Origin of the sequence: Methylobacterium sp. ap11 (assembly GCF_900110515.1) — a bacterium.
Taxonomy (GTDB): domain Bacteria; phylum Pseudomonadota; class Alphaproteobacteria; order Rhizobiales; family Beijerinckiaceae; genus Methylobacterium; species Methylobacterium ajmalii.
The window spans coordinates 52,029-73,903 of record NZ_FOEB01000021.1; the positions used below are offsets into that span (position 1 = coordinate 52,029).

General features: G+C 73.9%; 19 protein-coding genes and 1 pseudogene. 8 read left to right on the forward strand and 12 right to left on the reverse strand.

Features of this window, described 5'->3' with window-relative positions:
- The first annotated feature begins 216 nt into the window (after positions 1–216).
- A complete protein-coding gene (locus BMX97_RS24130; RefSeq protein ID WP_091753759.1) occupies positions 217–1,695 on the forward strand; it encodes a peptidoglycan-binding domain-containing protein in 1,479 nt (492 codons plus the stop codon).
- Positions 1,696–1,707: 12 nt separating this feature from the next.
- Here BMX97_RS24130 and BMX97_RS24135 read toward each other — a convergent pair whose 3' ends face one another.
- The gene (locus tag BMX97_RS24135) at positions 1,708–2,502 is read right to left on the reverse strand and encodes a glycosyltransferase family 2 protein (protein WP_091753760.1); all 795 of its coding nucleotides are present in this window, start codon (positions 2,500–2,502) and stop codon (positions 1,708–1,710) included.
- A 289-nt stretch (positions 2,503–2,791) separates the two neighbouring features.
- Between BMX97_RS24135 and BMX97_RS24140 the strand changes: the two genes are divergently transcribed.
- Positions 2,792–4,075 (forward strand): alpha/beta hydrolase, encoded by a 1,284-nt coding sequence (locus BMX97_RS24140; RefSeq protein ID WP_091753761.1) that lies wholly within the window; start codon positions 2,792–2,794, stop codon positions 4,073–4,075.
- A gap of 106 nt (positions 4,076–4,181) precedes the next feature.
- Positions 4,182–5,186: a TRAP transporter substrate-binding protein gene (locus BMX97_RS24145; protein WP_091753762.1), complete on the forward strand. Its 1,005-nt coding sequence runs from the start codon at positions 4,182–4,184 to the stop codon at positions 5,184–5,186.
- 11 nt (positions 5,187–5,197) lie between these two features.
- On the opposite strand, the gene BMX97_RS24150 is transcribed toward BMX97_RS24145, so the two are convergent.
- The 3 genes from BMX97_RS24150 to BMX97_RS24160 all read right to left on the reverse strand — a co-directional run bounded on the left by BMX97_RS24150 (position 5,198) and on the right by BMX97_RS24160 (position 7,247).
- Positions 5,198–5,689 carry a GNAT family N-acetyltransferase gene (locus BMX97_RS24150; RefSeq protein ID WP_244538617.1) on the reverse strand — a complete coding sequence of 164 codons (492 nt, stop codon included), beginning with the start codon at positions 5,687–5,689 and terminating at the stop codon, positions 5,198–5,200.
- Positions 5,686–6,855: a mandelate racemase/muconate lactonizing enzyme family protein gene (locus BMX97_RS24155; RefSeq protein ID WP_091753763.1), complete on the reverse strand. Its 1,170-nt coding sequence runs from the start codon at positions 6,853–6,855 to the stop codon at positions 5,686–5,688. Before BMX97_RS24155 ends, BMX97_RS24150 begins: the two co-directional genes overlap by 4 nt.
- A gap of 80 nt (positions 6,856–6,935) precedes the next feature.
- Complete coding sequence (locus BMX97_RS24160) at positions 6,936–7,247, reverse strand: hypothetical protein (RefSeq protein ID WP_244538618.1); 312 nt, start codon at positions 7,245–7,247, stop codon at positions 6,936–6,938.
- 559 nt (positions 7,248–7,806) lie between these two features.
- Here BMX97_RS24160 and BMX97_RS24165 point away from each other — a divergent pair.
- Positions 7,807–8,094, forward strand: coding sequence for a hypothetical protein (locus BMX97_RS24165; RefSeq protein WP_091753764.1), 288 nt, complete (start codon positions 7,807–7,809; stop codon positions 8,092–8,094).
- Positions 8,095–8,112: 18 nt separating this feature from the next.
- Here the strand turns inward: BMX97_RS24165 and BMX97_RS24170 are convergent, their stop codons facing one another.
- The 3 genes from BMX97_RS24170 to BMX97_RS24180 all read right to left on the reverse strand — a co-directional run bounded on the left by BMX97_RS24170 (position 8,113) and on the right by BMX97_RS24180 (position 11,043).
- Complete coding sequence (locus tag BMX97_RS24170) at positions 8,113–8,772, reverse strand: sigma-70 family RNA polymerase sigma factor (protein WP_091753765.1); 660 nt, start codon at positions 8,770–8,772, stop codon at positions 8,113–8,115.
- A gap of 109 nt (positions 8,773–8,881) precedes the next feature.
- Positions 8,882–9,700: a hypothetical protein gene (locus BMX97_RS33145; protein ID WP_177202339.1), complete on the reverse strand. Its 819-nt coding sequence runs from the start codon at positions 9,698–9,700 to the stop codon at positions 8,882–8,884.
- A 173-nt stretch (positions 9,701–9,873) separates the two neighbouring features.
- Positions 9,874–11,043 carry an MFS transporter gene (locus BMX97_RS24180; RefSeq protein WP_091753766.1) on the reverse strand — a complete coding sequence of 390 codons (1,170 nt, stop codon included), beginning with the start codon at positions 11,041–11,043 and terminating at the stop codon, positions 9,874–9,876.
- A 298-nt stretch (positions 11,044–11,341) separates the two neighbouring features.
- On the opposite strand from BMX97_RS24180, the gene BMX97_RS24185 reads away from it, so the two are divergent.
- The 3 genes from BMX97_RS24185 (at position 11,342) to BMX97_RS24195 (ending at position 13,241) form a co-directional block, all read left to right on the forward strand.
- Entirely contained in the window at positions 11,342–12,361 is a 1,020-nt protein-coding gene (locus tag BMX97_RS24185) for an aldo/keto reductase (protein ID WP_091753767.1), read from the forward strand.
- 168 nt (positions 12,362–12,529) lie between these two features.
- Entirely contained in the window at positions 12,530–12,946 is a 417-nt protein-coding gene (locus tag BMX97_RS24190) for an SWIB/MDM2 domain-containing protein (protein ID WP_091753768.1), read from the forward strand.
- A 112-nt stretch (positions 12,947–13,058) separates the two neighbouring features.
- Positions 13,059–13,241, forward strand: a complete 183-nt coding sequence (locus BMX97_RS24195) for a hypothetical protein (RefSeq protein WP_091753815.1) — start codon at positions 13,059–13,061, stop codon at positions 13,239–13,241.
- Positions 13,242–13,281: 40 nt separating this feature from the next.
- Here BMX97_RS24195 and BMX97_RS32335 read toward each other — a convergent pair whose 3' ends face one another.
- The 3 genes from BMX97_RS32335 to BMX97_RS24205 form a co-directional block, all read right to left on the reverse strand.
- A complete protein-coding gene (locus BMX97_RS32335) occupies positions 13,282–13,686 on the reverse strand; it encodes a hypothetical protein (protein ID WP_143074706.1) in 405 nt (134 codons plus the stop codon).
- Between the two features lie 183 nt (positions 13,687–13,869).
- Positions 13,870–15,513: an OFA family MFS transporter gene (locus BMX97_RS24200; protein WP_091753769.1), complete on the reverse strand. Its 1,644-nt coding sequence runs from the start codon at positions 15,511–15,513 to the stop codon at positions 13,870–13,872.
- A gap of 169 nt (positions 15,514–15,682) precedes the next feature.
- Positions 15,683–17,056, reverse strand: a complete 1,374-nt coding sequence (locus BMX97_RS24205) for an MFS transporter (RefSeq protein WP_091753770.1) — start codon at positions 17,054–17,056, stop codon at positions 15,683–15,685.
- Positions 17,057–17,419: 363 nt separating this feature from the next.
- Here BMX97_RS24205 and BMX97_RS33150 point away from each other — a divergent pair, with 363 nt between their 5' ends.
- Positions 17,420–17,596, forward strand: coding sequence for a hypothetical protein (locus tag BMX97_RS33150; RefSeq protein WP_177202335.1), 177 nt, complete (start codon positions 17,420–17,422; stop codon positions 17,594–17,596).
- Between the two features lie 223 nt (positions 17,597–17,819).
- Here BMX97_RS33150 and BMX97_RS32340 read toward each other — a convergent pair.
- Together BMX97_RS32340 and BMX97_RS24215 are read right to left on the reverse strand one after the other, a co-directional pair.
- Positions 17,820–18,033 (reverse strand): annotated as a pseudogene (locus BMX97_RS32340) (IS701 family transposase); the annotation flags it as partial.
- 359 nt (positions 18,034–18,392) lie between these two features.
- A complete protein-coding gene (locus BMX97_RS24215; RefSeq protein ID WP_091753772.1) occupies positions 18,393–21,713 on the reverse strand; it encodes a S41 family peptidase in 3,321 nt (1,106 codons plus the stop codon).
- Positions 21,714–21,875: the final 162 nt, after the last annotated feature.

Consider the following 21,875-nt stretch of genomic DNA (forward strand, 5'->3'; position numbering starts at 1 on the left):
TCGCCCGGCCGGAGCCTAGTGCAGCGTGCGGCCGCGGTGCAATCCGACCTCGCGCCGGTTCGGAACGAATTCGCGGGCTTTCGCGGTTATGCGAGATCTTGCGCCGACCACGCTTTTCTTCGATCGAGCCCGCCGACCGGTCCGCGACGTCGGCGGGACCCTGGAAGTCCGGCGCCGCCTCTGCCAAGGTCCGGCATCGATCTTCCGGAGAGCCCGATGCCGCGCCCCGCCCGCCTGCTCGCCGCCGGTCTGCTGCCGCTCCTCGCCGGCGGGATCTCCATCGCCCACGCGCAAGCGCCGCTGCCGGGCGGCGCGCACTCCGCGGGTGTTCCCGCAGTGGGTGCGCCCGCTGCGGGCACGCCCGCCGCCAAGGCCCCGGCGCCCCGCCCGGCCGGGCCGACGGCGCCCGATCCGGCCTTCGAGGCGGCCCGCGCCGCCTTCGAGGCCCGGCCCGAGGCCGAGCGGCGGGCGGTGCAGGACGCCCTGGTCTGGGCCGGCAGCTACAACAGCGTCGTCACCGGCTCCTTCGGCCGGCGCACCTACGAGGCGATCGGGGCCTGGCAGGCCCGGGGCGGTGCCGCCTCTGCGACCGGCATCCTGGACGAGGCCGGCCGCGCCGCCCTGCTGGCGGCCGGGGAGGCCGCCCGGAAGGCGGCCCGCTTCACCGTCGCGGCCGATTCCGCCACCGGCCTCGTCCTCGGCGTACCGGAGCGGCTGCTGTCGAAGCGCAGCCGCATCGCCGGCGGCACCCGCTGGCAGAGCCCGGACGGGCGCGTCACCCTCGACACCCGGGCCTACGCCGCCGGCGAGGCCGACCTCGACACTCTCCACGCCCAGGCCGCCGCGGCGACGCCCGAGCGCAAGGTGACCTACAGCCTCAAGCGCCCGGACTTCACGGTGGTCACCGGCGAGACGCCGACGGGCAAATTCTACATCCGCACCGCCGCCGGGGCCGCCGGCCTTCGCGGCTTCACCCTCTCCTACGACAAGGGCTCGGCCCGGGAGATGGACCGGCTGGTGATCGCCATCGCCAACAGCTTCGTGCCGTTTCCGGGCGAGGCCGCGCCGCCCCCGCCGCGCCCGATGGCCGCCACGGCGCAGGATCCTGGCGCCAAGGGGCCGGCACCGGCCGCTCCGGCCGCGCCTGGATCGGTCGCCGCCACCGGGATCGTCGTCGGCCCCCGCCGGGTCGTCGCGGTGCTGCCGGCCGCCTGTTCGGCGCCGCGGATCGCCGGCGAGCCGGCCCGGATCCTGCGGCGCGACGAGGCGGCGGGCCTCGTGCTCCTCGAAGGACATGCCCCGGCGAGCGCCGCCCTCGTCCTCGCGGCCGCCCCGCCGAGACCCGAGGAGGCCGTGGTCGTGGTCGCCGCGGGGGCGGAGGGACCGACCGTGACGACCGGCGAGATCGCGGCCGGCGGCGTGCTCGCCCCGCTCCAGCCGGGGGCGGCCGGCGCGCCCATCCTCGACCGGGCGGGGCGCCTCCTCGGCCTCGTCGCCCGCCTGCCGGCCCAGCCGCGCCTCGTCGCCGGCATCGTGCCGCCGCTCACCCATCCGCTCGTCGGGACGGCGGCGCTGAAGGCGCTGCTCGGCGCGGAGGCCCCGGCCTCGCCCGCGGGCGATGCAAAGCCACTCACCGCCGGGGCGATCGCGGGCCGCGTCGCCGGGGCGGTGGTGGCCCTGCGCTGCGGACCGTGAGCCCGCTCGCGGTCAGCCGGCGCGCCTGTCCCGGGCGCGGGCGACGATCCGGCGCTCGTAGTGCTTGGCGACCCGCAGGTGGCGCGAGATCGCGTAGTTCATCGCCAGCAGGAAGCCGTAGGCGCCGCGCAGGCAGTGGCGCCGGCCGAGATAGGCCTTGAGGAAGTTGCCCGGCAATTCGACGAAGAGCCGCCAGGTCGGCAGGCGCACGCCCCGCGCCTCGAGGTCGTCGGCCTGCTGGTCGGAATAGCGGTTGAGCTTGGCGAGCTGGTCGCCGAGCGAGCGGACCGAGAAGTGGTGGATCACCCCGCGCAGCCGCCCGGTCTTGACGCCCGCCTCGAGGTCGACCCGGTCGTGGACCGGCGAGGGCGAGTAGCGGCCGCGGTCCCGGCGGTAGAGCCGCACCGGCCACAGGGTGTAGGCGAAGCGGTGCGGCCTGACCTCGCCGGGAAACACCTCGGCGATGCCGACCGCGTAGGCCGGATGCGGCGGCTCGCCCGCGGCGAAGAGCCGGCGGATCTCGGCGCCGAGCTCGGGCGGCACCACCTCGTCGGCGTCGAGGTTCAGCATCCAGACGTGGCGGCACTGCTCCTCGGCAAAGCGCTTCTGCGGCCCGTAGCCGGGCCAGTCGCGGGTGATCACCCGGGCGCCGTAGGAGGCGGCGAGCGCCTGCGTCCCGTCGGTCGAGCCCGAATCGACCACGATCAGGTCGTCGGTCAGGTCGCGTACCGCCGCCAGGGTGGCGCCGAGGCGGTCGGCCTCGTTGCGGGCGATGAGGAAGATCGAGAGGGGGAGGGGGGCGACCATGGACCGATGCGGGGAGGGCCCGTCCTCGCGGGAAGCGCCGGGCCGTCGCCGGCTCTAGAGCACAATGCCGGGCCCTGGAAACCGGCCTCGGCCGCGAGACGGGGCCGGACGCCGCGCATCCCGGCGCCACCGTGCCCTGGCGGCAACGGGTGGGACACAATCGGCGGATGCGCGCCCATCACCGCATTGGCGCCACACGGATTTGGCTCATTCTTAAGCCGCGCCCGTAACGATCGGGCACAAGCGAATCGGCCGGGCTCTCCCGGCGGCGGGGGAGCGGATCGTGGTGATGGGGGTTGTCGTGCGGGGCCGGGTCCTGGCAGGCCTTCTCGTGCTTGCGGCCGGGCTCGGCGCCTGCGCGGGCGCGCCGAAGGGCGTGCTCGCTCCGGTCGCCGCCACGGTGCCGGGGGCGTCGCGGGTCGACATGCTGGTCGCCACCACCCGCAAGACCGCCGCCAACCCGGGCGAGATGTATTCCGGCGACCGCGGGCCGGAGCTGTCCTATGCCGACATCACCGTCTCGATCCCGCCCGACGCGGTGCGCACCCCCGGCACCGTGCAGTGGCCGAAGGAACTGCCCGGCAACCCCGCCACCGATTTCGTGACCCTCAAGGCCGAGACCCTGGACCGGCCCGAGGCGGCGGCGCGCCTGCGCCGCAACGCGGCCCGCACGGGCAAGCGCAACGTGCTGGTCTTCGTCCACGGCTTCAACAACCGCTTCGAGGACGCGGTCTACCGCTTCGCCCAGATCGTGCACGACACCCGGGCCGACGTGGTGCCAGTGCTGTTCACCTGGCCGTCCCGCGGCAGCGTGCTCGCCTACGGCTACGACCGGGAGAGCACCAACTATTCCCGCAACGCGCTCGAGGGCGTGCTGCGCCGCCTCGCCCAGAACCCGGAGGTCGGCGAGGTCACGGTGCTGGCCCACTCGATGGGCAACTGGCTGGTGCTCGAATCCCTGCGCCAGATGGCGATCCGCGACGGGCGCGTCGCCCCGAAGATCCGCGACGTGGTGCTGGCCGCCCCCGACGTCGACGTCGACCTCGCCCGCGAGGCGTTTCGCGACATGGGCCCGGGCCGGCCGCGCCTGAGCCTGTTCGTGTCGCAGGACGACAACGCGCTCGCGGTCTCGCGCCTGGTCTGGGGCGGGGCCGGCGCCCGGCTCGGGGCCATCGACCCGACGGTCGAGCCCTATCGCACCGAACTCGCCCGCGAGAACATCGCGGTCCTGAACCTCACGTCCATGAAGGGCGACGACGCCCTCAACCACGGCAAGTTCGCCGGCAGCCCGCAACTCGTGTCGCTGCTCGGCAACCGCCTGGCGCAGGGGCAGACGATCACCGATTCCCGCGTCGGCCTCTCCGACCGCATCGTCCAGATCACCGCGGGCGCCGCCGCCACGGTCGGCACCGCCGCCGGCCTCGCGGTCTCGGCCCCGGTCGCGGTGGTGGACGCCCAGAGCCGCGAGACCTACGGCGAGCACCTGCGCTCCCTCGGCCAGGGCATCGGCGACACCGCGGAGGGCGCGGTGGACCTCGCGACGGCGCCGGCCCGGGCGCTCGGGGGACGGTGAGGGCGGTGGCAGCCCGCGTCGACTCGGCGTAACCAGGGCGGCAGACGAGATCCGGCCCTCCGGCGCACCCGCGCCGGGACAGACGGACACACGGGAGGCCGACCCCATGCTCCATCTCACGCGCCGCACCCTCATCGCGGGCGCCGCCACGGTCGTCGCGGCACCCCACGTCCGGGCGCAGGGCGGAGGCCTGCGGCTCAAATGCGGGGTCGTCACGCCCGACACCCATCCGGCGACGATCCGCCTGCGCGAGGCGGCCGAGAAGGTCGCCAAGGAAACGAGCGGCGCCGTCGAGGTCGCGATCTTCCCCAACGGGCAGCTCGGCTCGGATGCCGACATGCTGAGCCAGCTGCGTTCCGGCGCGCTGGAGATGTTCGCGCAATCCTCCTCCAACCTCGCGACGCTGGTGCCCCGCGCCTCGCTCATCAACGTCGCCTTCGCGTGGAGCGGCTACGACAAGGTCTGGCCGGCCCTCGACGGCGAACTCGGCGCCTACATCCGGGGCGAGATCGCCAAGGCCGGCCTCGTGCCGTTCGAGCGGATGTGGGACAACGGCTTTCGCCAGACCACGACCAGCACCCGGCCGATCGCGAGCCCGGCCGATTTCGACGGCCTGAAGCTCCGGGTGCCGAACAGCGCGCTGTTCACCTCGGCGTTCCGGGCGCTCGGCGCCGCGCCGGTGGCGCTGAACTTCTCGGAGGCCTACTCGGCGCTCCAGACCAAGGTGGTGGACGGGCAGGAGAACCCGCTCGCCATCATCACGAGCTTCAAGCTCGCCGAGGTGCAGAAGTACCTCTCCTTCACCAACCACATCTGGGACGGGTTCTGGCTGATGTCCGGCCAGCGGACCTGGTCGCGCCTGCCCGGCGACGTGAAGGCGGTGCTCGCCCGCCACTTCGACGCCGCCGCCCTCGACCAGCGCCGCGACATCGCGAGCCAGGGCGACACCATGCGCGCGGCGCTCGGCAAGGCGGGTTTCGCGATCAACGACGCTCCGCCCGCGCCCTTCCAGGACCGGCTGCGGGCGGCCGGGTTCTACGCCGAGTGGAAGGGCAAGTACGGGGCCGAGGCCTGGAGCCACCTGGAGAAATTCGCCGGGGCGGTGTCGTAGGCGGCGCGCGGTCAGAAGGCCGGGTCTTCCGGGCGCATCGCCACGTAGGCCGTCCGGCGGCCCGGCACGAAGCCCATCCCCTCGTAGAAGGCGTGGACCCGCGGGTCGGCGCGCCCGCTCTGCATCAGGACGTGGTGGCATCCGCGCGCCCAGGCCTCGGCGAGGGCCGCCCGGACGACGGCCCGGCCGTGCCCGCGCCCGCGATGCGCGGGGTGGGTCACGACGTTCTCCAGAAAGCCGTGGGCGCGTCCGCCGCGCAGGAGGTTCGGCGCGCTGACGAGCATGCAGGTCGCCGCGAGGCCACCGCCGGTGTCCGCGTCGGAGACGAAGATCGCGACGCCGGGATGCGCCAGGCTCTCCCGCCACAGGCGTCCGGCCGATTCCGCGGGCGCGGCGGCGCTGACCTCGGACGCGGCAAACACCGCCAGGAGCGCCGGCAGGTCGGCGAGGCGGGCGGGCCGGGCGGCGATCGTCCTCGCGCGCCCGGACCCGCCCGGCGTCACGCCCGTTCCAGCGGCCGCATCACCGCGTAGAGCGCATTCTTCGCCTCGAAGCCGATGCCGGGCACGTCCGGCATCGCGACCCGGCTGTCCCGCACCGGCACCGCGTCGGCGAAGCCCCCGAAGGGCGCGAAGACGTCCGGGTAGCTCTCGTTGCCGCCGAGCCCGAGGCCCACCGCGATGTTGAGGGCGAACTGGTGCCCGCCATGGGGCACGCAGCGGCGCGGCGACCAGCCGTGGGCGCGCAGCACGTCGAGGGTGCGCAGGTACTCGACGAGGCCGTAGGACAGGGCGGGGTCGAATTGCAGGATGTCGCGGTCGGGCCGCAGGCCGCCGTGGCGGATCAGGTTGCGGGCGTCCTGGTGCGAAAACAGGTTCTCGCCGGTGGCGAGCGGCCCGTCATAGGTCGTGGCGAGCGCCGCGTGGGCGAGGTAGTCGAGGGGATCGACCGGCTCCTCGTACCAGCGCAGCCCGAAGGGCGCGACCGCGCGGCCGAAGCGGATCGCCTCCTCGAGGGTGAAGCGGCCGTTGACATCGACGCACAGGCGCGAGCCGTCGCCGCCCAGCACCGCGAGCACCGCCTCGATCCGGGCGACGTCCTCCGCGAGCGGCACCAGCCCGACCTTCATCTTCACCGTGCTGTAGCCGCGGTCGAGGTAGGAGCGCATCTCGTCCTGGAGGGCGTCGAGGCCCTTGCCGGGATAGTAGTAGCCGCCCGCGGCGTAGACCCAGGCGGTCGGATCGGCCTCGCCCCCGCGGTAGCGGTCGGCGAGCAGCCGCCAGAGCGGCACGCCCTTGGCTTTGGCGAGCGCATCCCACAGGGCCATGTCGAGGACGCCCACCGCCACCGAGCGCTCGCCGTGGCCGCCGGGCTTCTCGTTCTTCATCATCGTCGCCCAGGCCCGGTGCGGGTCGAGGAATCCATCCTCGTCCTGGAGGTCCTCGGGGGCGGCGGCGAGCAGGCGCGGGATGAAGCGCTCGCGCAGGAGCCCCTGCGGGGCGTAGCGGCCGTTCGAGTTGAAGCCGAAGCCGATGACCGGGCGGCCGTCGACCACCGCGTCGGTCACCACCGCGACCACGCTCGCCGTCATGGTCGAGAAGTCGATCCAGGCGTTGGCGATGTCCGACTTGATCGGCGCGACGATGTCGCGGATGGCGGTGATGCGCATGGGTGATCCCCTACGAGGTCGCTGCCCCGTCTCGTAGGGGGCCGCGCGGGCGCTGACAAATGCGCCGGGCGCGTGGACCGTCAGCGCGCGGTGCCGTTCTTCTGCGAGCCCGGGCCGGTGCCGGGTGCGCCGCTGCCGGTCGGGCCCTCGCGCGTCACGGTGGGGCCGGGCCCCATGTTGCCGCCGCTCGACCCTTGCGCGCCGGTCGAGCCCATGCTGCCCGGGTTGTTGCCGCCGATGCCGGTGCCCGGCGGCTGGCTCGACATGCCCGAGCCGGTATTGCCGGTCGACGGCTTGGCGGTGCCGGCGCCGTTGTCGATGCCCTGGGCGGCGGCGGAGCCTACCAGCCCCGCGACGAGGGCGGCGGCGAGGAGGGGGGTGCGGAGCGGCATGCGAGAGGTCCTGTCTGTCGGGTGCGAGGGACCGGGGCAACGGGAGGAACCGGCCGGCGTTCCCGCGGCAGGGAGGGGTCGGGCGAAGCGACGCGGCCGCGGCACGGATGAAACGCATCGCGCCCCGTGGATCGAGAGGCCCATGGATCCAGAAGCCCGTGGATCCAGAAGCCCGTGGATCGGGACTTGGCATTCCGGCACGCCTGCGGGCAGAGTGCCCTCTCTGTCGTCCCGCTGTCACGGGGCGGCGGCTATGGCCACCCGGCAGAAGGTGGCGCGGATCTTGTTAGGGAGCGTGCGGGGTCCGGTCGCGAGCCGTCCCGCGCGAAGGAGTTGATATGCAGGTTTTCCTGATCGCCCTGGGGCTCGTCGCCGTCCTGGTCGCCGTCGGCGTGTTCGGTCACCATCCCGATCACCGCGACGAGGCCCCGGTCCGCCGGCCGCGCGCCTGAGGCGCGGACACCCCGCTGCAACGGCGCCCGACCTGCCGCGTTGAGAGCCGTGTGCGGCCCTTCCGGGGCCGCCGGACCTCGGATGCCCACCGCGACAGGAGCCGGTCATGCCCGCATCGCGCGCGTTCACCCGTCGATGGCTCGCCGGGACGGTGCTGGCGGGCGCGCTCGCCGCGTCCGGGGCCGCGCAGGCCCGCGACCTGCCCGACGAGACCGGCACCGGAGGCGGGCCGCGCTCCACCGTCACGGCGCCGAACGCCAGCGCGGTCGGCCGGGTGATGCCGCATCCGGGCGGGGCCGATGCGCGGCTGGAACGACGGATCGACGCGCGCACCCGCCTGGAGCGGGCCGACGACCGGATCGAGGACGGGATCTGCGTCGGCTGCGGCCGGTGAAGGCGGCGTCCGCAGGGTTCAGCCCAGCATCTCCGCCAGCCGGGCCCGGGCCCGGTTGATCCGGCTCTTCACTGTGCCGACCCGGCACTCCATCGCGACGGCGATGTCCTCGTAGGACAGGTCGTGCACCGCCGAGAGCAGCAGCGCCTCGCGCTGGTCCGGCACCAGGCGGTCGAGGGCGGATTGCACGTCGCGCAGGTCGAGGTTGCCGTGCTGGGCCGGCAGGGAGACGAGGCGCCCGGCGAAGATTCCGTCGGGATCGCCGACCTCGCGGGCGCGCTTCTGGTGCTCGGAATAGAAGTGGTTGCGCAGGATGGTGTAGAGCCAGGCGCCGAGCTGCGTGCCGGGGGTGAACCGGTCCTGCGCCGCCCAGGCCTTGAGCAGGGTCTCCTGCACCAGATCGTCGGCGCGGGTGCGGTCGTTGCAGAGCGTCACGGCCCGGCGGCGGAGCCGCGGTACCTCCGCCAGCATGTCGCGCCGGAACGCCTCCGCGGGCGCGGCGTCGAGGCCGGCGAGCGCCGCGGCGAGGCGGGCGACCAGGGCCTCCAGCCGGTCGCAGGGCGGGGCCGCGACGTCGTCGTAGGCGGCGCGCAGGGCGGCCCCGAGATGGGCCTGGATGCCCGCCGGCAAAGCCGGCGCCTCGGCGGGGTCGAGGTCGGTCGTGATCGGCGGCGGCATCGGGGGTCTCCGGCGGCCGCCGCTTAAGCCATGTCCTCACGTACCATTACAATGGTCCTGGCGTACTAGTTCGAACGGCCGGTCCGACGAGGCCCGACGAGGTGCCCGGTCAGGACGTGGCCGCCGCCGGAGCGGTTCCGGTCGTGCCCGGCAGCCAGCGACCGCGCATGTGCCGCGCCGCGACCTGGCGCACCTTGTCCGCGTAGTCCGGGAGCGCCGGCCCGACCAGGGGCAACTCGAAGGCCGCGATCGTGTCGCGGATGCCGCCCTCGTCGAGGGCGCGTCTCGCCGCCGCGGCGTGGCGGGCGATCTCGAGCTCCTGGCCCCAGAAATACAGGTTCGCGGCCTGGACGTTCGCCTGCATGCGGCGCACCTCAGCCACCCGGTCGTCGGAGACCAACGGCAACCAGATGTCCGGCATCAGCAGGTCGACGGGCCGTTCGGGGCGCCACGCCAGGGCGTCGCCCTCGACGATGCGGATCTTGGCGCGGGCCTCCGGCGGCAGCTGGGCGGCGAGGTCGAGCTCCCGGTGCAGCGCGATCACCTCGGGGTCGATCTCGACCACGGTGACGGCGGTGACCTCCGGCCGCAGGGCGCTCGCCACCGCCGACCAGCCCATCCCGAGACCGAACACCACGACGTGGCCGGCGGACAGGCGTACGCCGATCTCCTGGCTCTCCAGCTCGATCGGCGTCGTCGACATCCAGGTGTGGTCGCCGCGGACCAGGGCGGTGACGCGCGGTACCAGCCGCGTCGGGCTCCAGTAGCCCTGGGCGAGCAGGTTCCGCCCGTGATGGATGCGCCAGGCGCCCGATTGCAGCGGCCGGTACTCCGGCACGAACAGGTCGAAGACGAACGGCTCCAGCCCCGGCGGGATCGCGGTGAGCGGGAAGGCCCCGGGCGGACAAGCCGTGGAAGAGAGCGTCATGCCGTCATCCTCGCGGCAGGGGGAGCGGCGCGATTGGCGCCGATTCGCGCGGCGCGTGCAAGCGGCTTCGGCTAGGCAGACTCGCGTTGGCGAGTCGACGCTTCGCCCGCTCAGGTTCTTGTGTTGGCGCAGGTTTTCGGCGCCGAACCGGTCACCACGTCGGTGAAATCGGCTCAGGCCGTATCGTGCCGTGCGTCGGTTCGCGTGCCCACGCCCCGCACCAGCGGCAGCGCCGCCGCGCAGAGCGCCGCCATGACCCAGAACGCGCCGGGGCCGAGCCGGGCCCAGAGCGGCCCGGCCGCGAGGGTCGCCAGGGTGGTGGCGAGCCCGAGGCCGAGGGTGCCGTAGAGGGTCTGGGCCGTCGCCGCGAGGGCAGGCGGCACCGTCCGGGCGAGGACCTGCATCGCCGCGAGGTGCAGGAGCGCGAAGGTCAGCCCGTGCAGGGCCTGGATCGCCGCGAGCGCCGGCAGCGCGACGGTGAGCGCCGCCACCGACCAGCGCAGGATCCCCGCCCCGGCCGCGAGCGCTAGCGCCCCGCCGGGTCCGAGGCGGCCGAGCAGCCGGGGGCCGATCACCAGGAAGACCAGCACCTCGGCGCCCACCGCCTCGGCCCAGAGCAGGCTCGCGGTGCCGGGAGACAGGCCGGCCTCGCGCCAGCGGATCACCGCGAAGGCGTCGTGCACCGCGTGGCTGGCGATCACCAGGGCGGCGACCGCGACGAGGCGGCGGAAGGCGGGGGCGCCGAGGAGCGCCCGCAGCTCGGCGAGGCCGGGCCGCACGGTCGGCGTTTCCGGGCCGGCGGGCCCGGCCGGCAGGGCGAGCGTCGCGGCGGCCAGCAGCGCGAACGCGGCGGCGCCCGCCACCGGCAGGGCCGACAGGCCGAGGAGCCCCGTCAGCTGGCCGGCCGCCAGCGTGCCGGCGATGAAGGCGGCCGAGCCGGCGCCCCGCACGGTGCCGTAGGCGAAGCGGGAAGCGGCGGCGGCCGGCAGCGCCAGGGCGTCGGCGAGCGGAGCGAGCGGCGCCGTCGCGGCGGCATGCGCCAGGCCGGCGAGCATCAGCCCGGCAAAGCCGTGGCCGGCGAGGAAGAGGAGGGCGCTCGATCCCGCGAGGAGCCCGCAGGCGGCCAGTACGCCGCGGCCCGCGCGCAACCCGTCGGCGATCGCGCCCGCCAGCGGGCCGGCGGCCAGCCGGATCGCGGTGCCGGCGGCCAGCACCAGCCCGACCTGCGTCGGCGACAGCCCGCGCTCGGAGAGGAGCGCGGGCAGGAACGGCGTGGTCAGGCCGTAACCGGCATAGAGCGCGGCGTAGACGAGGAGGAAGCGCGGCAGCGCGCCTGCGGGCATCGGACCGGGCCCGCGGGCGCGCCGCCCTCAGATCAGGCCGGCGCCGTGGGGATGGTCCCGCGGCGGCTCGACGGTGACGATGGTCCCCAGACCGAGGACGAGGGCGCCGGCGGCGCAGAAGGCGAGGGAGAGGGCTGCGATGATCATGGGCGAAAGCTTTGCGGCCCCGTGCTTAACGCGACCTTGCCGAACGGGATGAAGAAGGGGAAAACCCCAGCATCCACAACGCGGATGCGGGCCGGCGCGAAGACGCCGCCGACGCCACGCAAACGCCATTTTCGGGATCGGGGAACGCCCAATGGAGTACCGCACGCTCGGCCGGTCCGGCCTGAAGGTCTCGCCGCTCTGCCTCGGCACGATGATGTTCGGCGGACCCACCCCCGACGACGAGGCGATCCGCATCGTGGCGGATGCCCGCGCGCAGGGGATCAACTTCATCGACACGGCGAACGCCTACACGGAGGGGCGCTCCGAGGAGGTGGTGGGCCGGGCCATCGCGCAGGACCGCGACGCCTGGGTGCTAGCCACCAAGGTGGCGAACCCGATGGGGAAGGGCCCGAACGACCGCGGCCTGTCGCGCGCCCACATCGTCCAGGCCTGCGAGGCCAGCCTCAAGCGGCTCAACACCGACCGGATCGACCTCTACTACCTCCACAAGGAGGATCACGACACGCCGCTCTCCGAGACCGTGCGGGCGATGGCCGACCTCATCCGGGCCGGTAAGGTGCGCTACTTCGGGGTGTCGAACCACCGGGCCTGGCGGGTCGCCGAGATCTGCCGGCTGTGCGACGAGCACGGCATTGACCGGCCGGCGGCGAGCCAGCCCTACTACAACGCCCTCAACCGGATGCCGGAGGTCGAACACCTGCCGGCCTGCGCCCATTACGGGCTGGGCGTCGTGCCCTACTCGCCGCTCGCCCGCGGCGTGCTGACCGCCAAGTATCGCCCCGGCGAGGCGCCGCCCGAGGGCACCCGCGCCGGGCGCGGCGACACCCGGATGATGCAGACCGAGTGGCGGCCCGAGAGCCTGCGCATCGCCGAGGCGCTCAAGCGCCATGCGGAGGAAAAGGGCGCCACGGTGATCGACTTCGCGGTGGCCTGGGTGCTCAACAACCGCGCGGTCACGGCGGTGATCGCCGGACCGAGGACCTTCGAGCAGTGGCGCTCCTACGCCAAGGCCCTCGACTACCGCTTCGCGCCGGAGGACGAGGCTCTGGTCGACGGCCTGGTGCCGGCCGGCCATCCCTCGACGCCGGGCTACACCGACCCGGCCTATCCGCTCGAGGGACGGACCACCTGGACGGATGCCCGCGCCTGAGCCACGCTCCTCAGCGTCAGGCTCACGGTGTGATCCGATGTGGATGACTCCGGTTCGGCGGCGATTTCCTCTTGGAACGCGCCGCCCACGGCTTAGTTGTTGACGCTATGTGCCCAGGCATGTCCACTGTTCGACCCTGGGAGACGGGTTGCAGACCGGAGGAGACCGATGGCGATCAAGACCACCAAGAAGGCCGAGACCAAGGCCGAGCCCGAAGCCGCCCCGAAGGCCGCTCCCAAGGCCGCGAAGGCCGCCGCCAAGGACACGGCGAAGGACGACGCCGCCGACGAGGCGAAGGGTGCGGCCAAGGGCAAGAAGGTCGCGGCGCCGAAATCCGGCGACAAGCCCAACGCCCTGCAGAAGCCCCTGCAGCCGACGCCCGAGCTCGCCGCCATCGTCGGCGACAGCCCGATCCCGCGCGGCGAGGTGGTGAGCAAGGTGTGGGAGTACATCCGCAAGCACTCGCTCCAGAACCCCGAGAACAAGCGCGAGATCCTCGCCGACGACAAGCTGAAGAAGGTCTTCGGCAAGGACAAGGCGACGATGTTCGAGATGAACAAGTACCTCGCCCAGCACCTGAAATAGGATTGCCCGGCCACCGGCTTCCTCCGGTCCGTCTCTCCCCCGAATGGCCGCCCGCGGCGGCCATTCGCGCTTCCGGCCCGACGCCGCCCCGCCCCGGGCCCCCCGCGTGCCGATGACCCAGCCCCCCGATCCCGGCGATGCCGGCCGGCGTCGCGCGCTCGCCGCCCTCCTGTTCCTGGCCGTCCTGGTGGTCGCCTGTGTGTGGCTCGCCGGCGTGCTGCGCCGGGAATCCGTTCGCGAGGATTGCCTGGCCGGCGGCCGGCGCGATTGTGCGGAGCTGCGGTCCGATCCCTGATCCGCCGAGGCTTGCGACGCGGTCGCCCGCCGGCCGACGGTCACGGGGCGAGATACGAGACGAACCCCTTTACCCATTCCACGCGCCCGGTCTCGGTCCGTTTCCACGCGACGATGGCGGAGACCGGATACGGCGCGGCAACGCCGCCACCCCTCTGCTCGAAGCCGGCGCGCTCGATTCGTCGATCGTCCCGGCACGGTTCGGTCGGGCGGAAGCCCTCGGCGAGCAAGGCCGCACGAACGGCGTCGGCGTCGCTTCCTTTGGGGAAGGTGTCGGAGAGGCGAGCCGTCAGGTCGGGCGACAGGGCTTCACGTCCGGGCGCCGCCGTCTGGGATGCCGGTCGCGGGCAACCGCCGCCGGCCCACCCGCTGCCCGCCGTGGCGCCTCGCAGGATTGGCGGCGTGGCCGGCGTGAGGGGCGGCGCGTGCGAGGCCGCGACCTGCAAGGCGTAGAGCGGCCCGCCGACGAGGAGGGCAGCGCGAGCAGGACGCTGCCGCCGAGCAGGGCGATGAATGTCCGGCCTGTCATGGCGACAGCATGCGCCCGTACGGTCAGCAAGCCATCCGCTCGCCGTGGCTCGGTCGCGCGGGAGGCCGAGAGGCCGCCCGCCTCCGCGTAGCGGGGTCTCCTACCGGAACAGGATCAGCGCCTTCGACAGGGTGACCCACACGCCCCAGAGAATCGGCAGGCCGACCGCCGCCCAGGCGACGATCGCCACCGGCGTCGGGCCGCCGCGGCCGATCCCGAAGGAGCCGGACGGATCGGCGGCGACGGCGGCGCCGGACCGGGCGTCGGCCGGGCGCATGAACCAGCGCTCGGCGAGCGGCCGCACCAGTAGGTTCGCCACGAAGCCGGCCGCCAGGAAGCCAGAGAGGATCAGGAGCGTGCGGCCGTAGAGGGCGGCGCCCTGCACGCCGGCATCGACCTGGGCCTGCCGGATCGCCGTGACCACGAAGGGGCCGACGACGCCCGCCGTCGACCAGGCGGTGAGGAGCCGGCCGTGGATCGCGCCGACGAACTGGGTGCCGAACACGTCGGCGAGGTAGGCGGGGATCGTCGCGAAGCCGCCGCCGTACATCGACAGGATCACGCAGAAGAACAGCACGAACAGCGCCTGCGAGCCGATGCCGGCGGCCCAGGGCGCGGCGGCGTAGAGGACGCAGCCGAGCGCGAAGAAGGTGGCGTAGGTCAGCTTGCGGCCGATGCGGTCGGACAGCGTGGCCCAGAAGAACCGGCCGAGGATGTTGAACAGCGAGAGCAGGCCGACGAAACCGGCCGCGATGGCGGCGACCTGCGCCTTCTGGCCGGCATCGAGCTGCGCCAGGCCGAGGTCGGGCCGGCCGATCAGCGCGCCGCCGAAGATCTCCTGGAGCATCGGCGAGGCGAGGGCCAGCACGCCGATCCCGGCCGAGACGTTCAGGCACAGCATCGCCCAGAGCAGCCAGAACTGCGCGGTCTTGTGGGCGTCGCGCAGGTGGACGTGCCCGCTGGTGATCATCCGGTTCTTCGCTGCCGGCGGGGTCCAGCCGTCCGGCCGCCAGCCGGCGGGCGGCACCCGGTAGCCGAAGGCGCCGCAGAGCATGACGACGAGGTAGCCCGCGCCCATCAGCGCCAGGGTCTGCCACACGCCGGCGCCGTCCGGGCCCTTGAAGCGGGTGATGAGCAGGTCGGCCAGCGGCGAGCCGATCATCGCGCCGCCGCCGAACCCCATGATCGCCATGCCGGTCGCCATGCCGCGCCGGTCCGGGAACCACTTCACCAGGGTCGAGACCGGCGAGATGTAGCCGAGCCCGAGCCCGATGCCGCCGATCAGCCCCATGCCGAGCCAGATCAGCCAGAGCTGGTGCAGGAAGACGCCGAGCGCGGCGACGAGGAAGCCGCCGCCCCAGCACAAGGCGGCGGCGAGCCCGGCCTTGCGCGGGCCGGCGCGCTCGAGCCAGCCGCCGAACAGGGCCGCCGAGAGGCCGAGCATCACGATGCCGATCGAGAAGGTCAGGACGAGGTCGCTGACGCGCCAGTCGCAGGTCGTGGTGACGAGCGCGGTCAGGAGGCCCATCTCCGGGCAGGCCGCCGGGGCCGGCTGGCCGACGCTGAGGGCCCGCGACAGCGGCAGCCAGAACACCGACAGGCCGTAGGACATGCCGATGCACAGGTGGATGGCGAGCGCCGCCGGCGGGACGAGCCAGCGGTTGAAGCCCGCGCGGGCGACGATGCGTTCGCGGTCGAGGAGACCGGGTGCACCCGGCGAGCGATCGACAACCCGTGCGTCCATGAACGGTCTCCCGGTTCGGCCCCGTGTCGGGCCGTTGGCACGGTACGTTTAGGACAGGATCTTCATCCCGGATAGTCGTCGCGTCCGGCGCGGCGCGTCCGCCCACATCGTTGCGTCGTCTGTGCGGAGGGTCGGGATTGCGATCGGGCGATGCGCGACGACGCTGGCGTCAGCGCCGGATCCGCAATCCGCTGGCGAGCGCGCCGGTGAGCGCGAGCGCGCTCGACAGCCACAGCACCATCGCGGTGCCGCCGGCGTGCAGGTGTCCGAAGATCACCGCGACGACCGCGGCGCCGAGGGACTGGCCGAGCAGCCGGGCGGTCGATTGCATTCCGCTCGCCCCGCCGCTGCGCTCCCGCGGCGCGCTGGTGATGATCACCTTGTTGTTGGGCGACTGAAACAGCCCGAAGCCGAGGCCGCACAGCGTCAGCCGCCAGGCGATGGCGAGCGGCGAGGCGTCGGCCGGCAGGGCGGCCATCAGGGCGAGGCCCGCCGAGAGGGCGACGAGGCCGATGGCGCCGAGCAGCCCGGGCGGGTAGCGGTCGGCCAGCCGCCCGGCGAAGGGGGCGATCACCGCGATGGCAATCGGCCAGGGCGTCATCAGGAGGCCGGTCTGGGTGCTCGAGAGGTGGAGCACGTCCTGGAAGTAGAAGGGCAGGGCGACGTAGGCCATCATCTGGGCCGAGAACGAGCAGACCGAGCTCACCATCGACAGCGCGAAGACCGGGATGCGCAGGAGGTCGATCGGCAGGAGCGGGGCCGGCAGGCGGGCCTGCATCCACACGAAGGCGACCCCGACGAGGCCGGCCGCCGCGAGCAGGGCGAGCGCCGTGCCGCCCCGTCCCGCTTCGCCGAGCCCGTCGACGCCGGTGATCAGCAGGCAGAAGAACAGCGCGTTGAGGAGCGCGCTCAGGGCATCGAACCGGGCGCCGCTACGGGGTGTGACCGGCAGCATCCGGGTGGCGAGCGTCAGGGCCGCGAGGCCGAGCGGCACGTTGACGAGGAAGAGCCAGGGCCAGCTCGTCAGCGACAGCACGGCCGCCGCCACGCTCGGGCCCGCCGCCGAGGCGATCGCCACGATGAGCGCCATGGTGCCGACGCCGCGCCCGATCATCCGGTGCGGGTAGACGAAGCGCACGAGCGCGATGTTGACGCTCATGATGCCGGCCGCACCCAGCCCCTGGACGATGCGGGCGGCGATCAGCACCGGCAGCGAGCCGGCGAGCGCGCAGGCGAGCGAGGCCGCGGTGAACAGCGCGAGGCCGGTGCAGTAGACCCGCTTGTAGCCGAGGATGTCGCCGAGCGAGGCCAGCGGCAGCAGGGCGGCGGTGACCGCGAGCTGGTAGCCATTGGTGATGAAGATCGCGGCGCCCGGCGAGACCTGCAGGTCCTTCGCCATCACCGGCAGGGCGACGTTGACGATGGCGCCGTCGAGCACCGCCATCGACATGGCGATGCCGATCGCCAGCATCGCCCACAGCCTCGCCCGGGTCGGCAGGCCGTCGGCCACCTCCGCCGTCATCGGCCCCGCCGCTCCCGTCATCCGTGCCGCCTCCCTGGCGGGGACCTCGAGCCCCCGTCTCGCCGCGCGCAGACCTAACGCAAAGCCGGTGCCGCCGCACCGCATTCGGCCTCATCCCCGCCCTGCGCGGGGGACGGAGTTGCTGCGACACCGGGTGCCGGCAAACCCGTTGACACGCCGGCCGACGGGTGTAGGGAGCCTCGCGTGGCCATGGGCGGTTCTGCGCCCCGCCACGCCCATCCAGGAACCATCAACCCCATGCCGAGCGACAGTCACAGTCGATCGACCGCGCCGTTCGTGCCGGCCGCTTCTCGCAGGGACGCCTGATCGGGCGCGCTCTCGTGGGCGCCGGCCGCGCGGACGGCCGCCCCCGAGAGGTGCATCATGACCTTCACCATCCTGCCCTTCGCGCTGAAAGGCGCTCTTGCCGTGCGCCTGCCCGCGGCTCCCGCCGTGCCGGCGAATGCCGTCCTGCGCGCCACCTGGTCCCTCGATCCGGAGACCGGCCGCCCGGTCTGCCGCTGGACCATGGTCGGCTCGGCGAGCGCGCCGCCACGCTGACCAGGCGATGCTGAGAGCCGGCTCGACGCGCCGCCGGGCGAGCCGGAACGCGACGCGCCGGATCTCCTGCAGCGACCAGGGCACGGTCGAGCTCGGCTCCTCGCTCGGTTCTTGGGGCTGGCGCACTCGCCCCGACACCGCGAGGGCCGGCATCGCCAGGCTCACGTGCCGGTGCCAGCCATGCCGGGAGCGGGTCGCGTCGTGGCTCGGCCAGAAGCTCGACGACGTGCTCGACGACGTGCTCGCCCACGACATCGCGCAGGGCGTCGGTATCCCGCTGGCTGCGCCCGAGCACCGCCTGCTGACGCCATGGTCCAGGATCGCCCGCGGCCTCGGCTCGCATCCAGCCGGTCTTGCGCCGTGCTGCCCCGGAGCAGGCCATCCAGGACGGCACCGGCCGAGCGGGCGACGCTCGGCGCGGTCAACAGCGGTCGGATCCGGTCCTCGCCCTACCGCAGGCTCGTCGACCGGAGATCCAGAATCGCTTCAAGCGAGGCATCCGGCATGAAAACCTCCGGTCACTCGCCGTCAGATGAATGCTCAATCCTGCAATCGTCACAGACTGTTCGACACACGCAAGAGGCCAAAGGACGATCTTGCCTCCAATACGCAACCCCATCGGAGATGCGGACGATATCTCAAGATGAGGTTGCTGGTGGGATCGATTATATCGACCGGTCAAGCAGGTGCTCACTGCCATGCTGGGGCGGAAACTCAATTGACCTGATCGTGCGAGAGGCTGCCGAGGGTGGAAAGCGGCCCGCACGACCGAGCTGGTCGCCCCCGACCCCGGGCCTCACTCCGGCGCCACCGCCGCCCCCACCGGCCGGCAGGCCCCGCCCGTCCCGCCGAGCAGCCGGTCCACCGCCGCGTCGAGTTGCGGGTCGCGGCCCTCCGCCCAGGCGGCGGGGTCGGCCGGGACCGCGAGGTCGGGCAGCACGTCGGTGTTTTCCAGCCGCGTGCCGTCGGTGCGGTAGAGCGGGACCTGCGGCAGCCCGTAGGTGAGGCGCGGCACGATCGGGGAGGGCACCCACCAGACGAAGGTGCCGGTGCCGGCCACCGGCTCGCCGACGAGCGGGCCGATGCCGAGGTCGCGATAGCCCTGCGGGAAGATCGAGGCGTCGGAGTAGCTCGCGCCGTTCATCAGCACGGCGGAGGGCCGGCTCCAGCGGTCGCGCGGGTCGCTCTGGACCGGTCCGGTCCGGGGCGCGAAGGTGAGGTAGGGCCGGCCCGAGAGCATCGTCAGCAACTGGTTGTGCAGGTTGCCGCCGCCGTTGAAGCGCACGTCGACCACCAGCCCCTCGGCGCGGCCGAAGCGCCCGAAGACCTCCGCGAAGGTGCTGCGGTAGGAAGCGGCGTTCATCGCCCGGACGTGGACGTAGCCGAGGCGGCCGCAGGAGCGCGCCGCCACCGCGTCCCGGCGCCGGCGCCGCCAGCGCTCGAAGGCGAGGTCGCGCTCGCGCTCCAGGCTCACCGGCACCCGGCGCTCGCGCAGCTCGGTCCCGTCCGGCTTGACGAACGCCACCTCGATCCGCCGGTCCCGGGTGCCGCGCAGGAGGCGGCGCGGGCCGCCGTCGTCGGGCACGGCCTCGCCGTCCACCGCGGTGATCACGTCGCCGGGGGCGAGCCGGGTGTCGCCGGTGTCGAAGGGTCCGGCGGGCAGGATCGCGGCGACGCGCATGCCGGGGCCGGCAAAGGTCTCGTCGTAATAGAGGCCGAGGGAGGCGGTCTCCTCGCCCGCCGGCACGCTGGGGCTGAGGAAGGCGCGGGTATGCGAGGCATCGAGCTCGCCGGCCATCTCTGACAGGAGCTCGGCGAGGTCGCGGGCGTCGGCCAGCGCCGGCAGGAAGCGGGCGTAGCGGGTCCGTACCGCGTCCCAGTCGACCCCGTGCATGCCGGGATCGAGGAACTTCGCCCGCGTCAGGCGCCAATACTGGTCGAAGCCCGCCGCGAGGCGCGCCGCCGGGTCGTGGCTGGCATCGGCCTCGACCCGGACGTGACGCGGGGTGCCCTTGGCGAGGTCGACCTCGGTGAAACCGGTCCCGGACAGCACCAGAAGGGATTTCTGGTCGCGGCTCAGCCGCACCGGCGTGAAGGCCTTGTAGGACAGGTCCGAGAACACCGTGCGGCGCGTGCCCCGGCGCAGGTCGCGGATGGTGCCGGTCAGGGCGTAGCCCTCGCCCTTCGGCCGCTCGCTGCGCTCGACGACGAGCAGGCTCGTCCCGTCGCGCAGCATCGCGGCCAGGACCACGTCGACATGGCCCGGCGACAGCCGGTGCCGCCGATCCTCGAGGCCGTCCGGGTCGAAGGGCTGCGGGGCCGGGCGGGCGGCGGCCCGCTCCAGCGCGGCCTTGGCCTCGGCGGTGTCCGGCTCGCCGCCCGGCTCCGTCCCGCGGTCGGCCGGCCGGGAGGCTTCGGGCTCGATGGGGACGCGCAGGCGCGCCTCGTAGGCATCCCGGGCCCGGCGCGAGGCGAAGACCGCGTCGATGTCGGCCGGCTCGGTGGCGCCGGAGGCGGAGTGGAGGTCCTCCGGCTCGCTGCGCCAGACCAGCATGCCGCCGTCCGGGCTCCAGCGCGCCTCGCCCTGGCCCTCGCCCGCCGGCGCCACCCGCTCGGCCGGCCGCGAGCCGTCCGCCGGCACCACCGCGACGTTGTCGGTGAAGCCCCGGTCGAGCTGCACCGGCAGCGCCAGCCAGCGCCCGTCCGGCGACCAGGCCAGCCACCACGACCCGTCTCGATAGGGATAGAACCGGCCCGGCGGCACCACCTCGCGGTCGGCGCCGGTCGCGGGATCGAGGACGTGGACCGCGCCGCGGTCGTGGATATAGGCGAGCTGCCGCCCGTCCGGGGACCAGGTCGGCAGGAAGGCATCGCCCGGCGGGGTCGGCAGCGCCCGCTCGATCAGGCGGGTCGCCTGGGCGAAGCCCCGCTCGTCGGCTTGCGCCGGCCGCACCTCGTAGAGGCCCCAATGCCCGTCGCGCTCGGCCGCGTAGGCGAGGCGGCGGCCGTCGGGGGAAAAGGCCGGATTGCGCTCCTCCCCGGGCGTGCGGGTGATCCGCTTGACCGACTTGCCGTCGCGCGCGGCGACGTAGATCTCGCCCTGCGCCACCAGGGCGACCTCGTGACCCAACGGCGCCGGGGCGAGGTCGCCGAAATCGGAGGTGCGGGCCGGGACCGCGTCGGGAAAGGTCGCCTCCGGTGCCGTGATCGGCACCGGCTCGGGCGTCCCGCCGCCGGCGCGCAGGCGGTAGACCTGCCCGTCGCGGGCGAAGGCGAGGTCGCCGGTGCGGGAGGCGGAGAGGGAGCGCACCGGCGCGCCGTCGAACCGCGTGACCTGGCGCGGCACCCGGTCGGCCAGGGACAGGCGCCAGACGTTGAGCGTGCCCGAGGCCTCGCCGAGATAGGCGATCTCGCCGCCCGGCAGCCAGACCGCGCCGCGGCTCTCGCGGGTGCCGCCGGTCAGGCGCTCGTGGCGGCCGGTGGCGGCGTCGTAGAGCCAGACCTGGCGCACCGCCTGCGAGACCTGGTGCTGGCGAAAGCGCTGCTCGATGTTGGCGCTGGTGTAGAGGAGGCGCCGCCCCTCCGGATCCCAGGTCGCGTCGAGGGCGGCGTTGGGCAGGACGAGGGTCTCGCGCCCGCCCGCGAGCGGCACGGCGTAGACCTGGCTCGCGAGTTCGGAGCGGAGCGGGGGCGCGAAGGTACGGGTGGCGTCGCCGAGGCGCGCGGAGGCGAACAGCACCGAGCGCCCGTCGGGCGTCATGCTCATCGGCCGCTCGTCGAGCGAGTACCAGGTCAGGCGCCGGGCCTCGCCGCCGGCGGCCGGGACGCCGTAGAGGTTGAGGGCACCGGAGCGGTCGGAGGCGAAGGCGAGGTTCTGCCCGTCGGGCGCCCAGACCGGCGTCTCCGCATGGGCGCCGGCACCGGTCAGCGCCCGGGCCTCGCCGCCCGTTGCCGGCACGGTCCAGATCCGGCCGTGGTACCGGAACGCGATGCGGCTTGCGTCCGGCGACAGGGCCGGCTCGCGCAGCCAGAGCGGCCGCGGTTCCGACGGCTCTCCCGCCCGGCCTCCCGCAATCGTGCACAGGAGGAGGAGCGCGGAGACGGGGAGCCGGCGCATGACGGGACCGTGGGAGCGGGGTGGCGTTGATCTCCCCCAGCGTAAGGCCGGGACCCGCACCCTGTCGAGCTTATGCCGAGGATCGTCGAAACCGCCCTGGCCCGGCCCGGAATTTTCCGAGATTCTGGCTCGACGGCGCGACCCGCCGGCATCCGGGGCCGT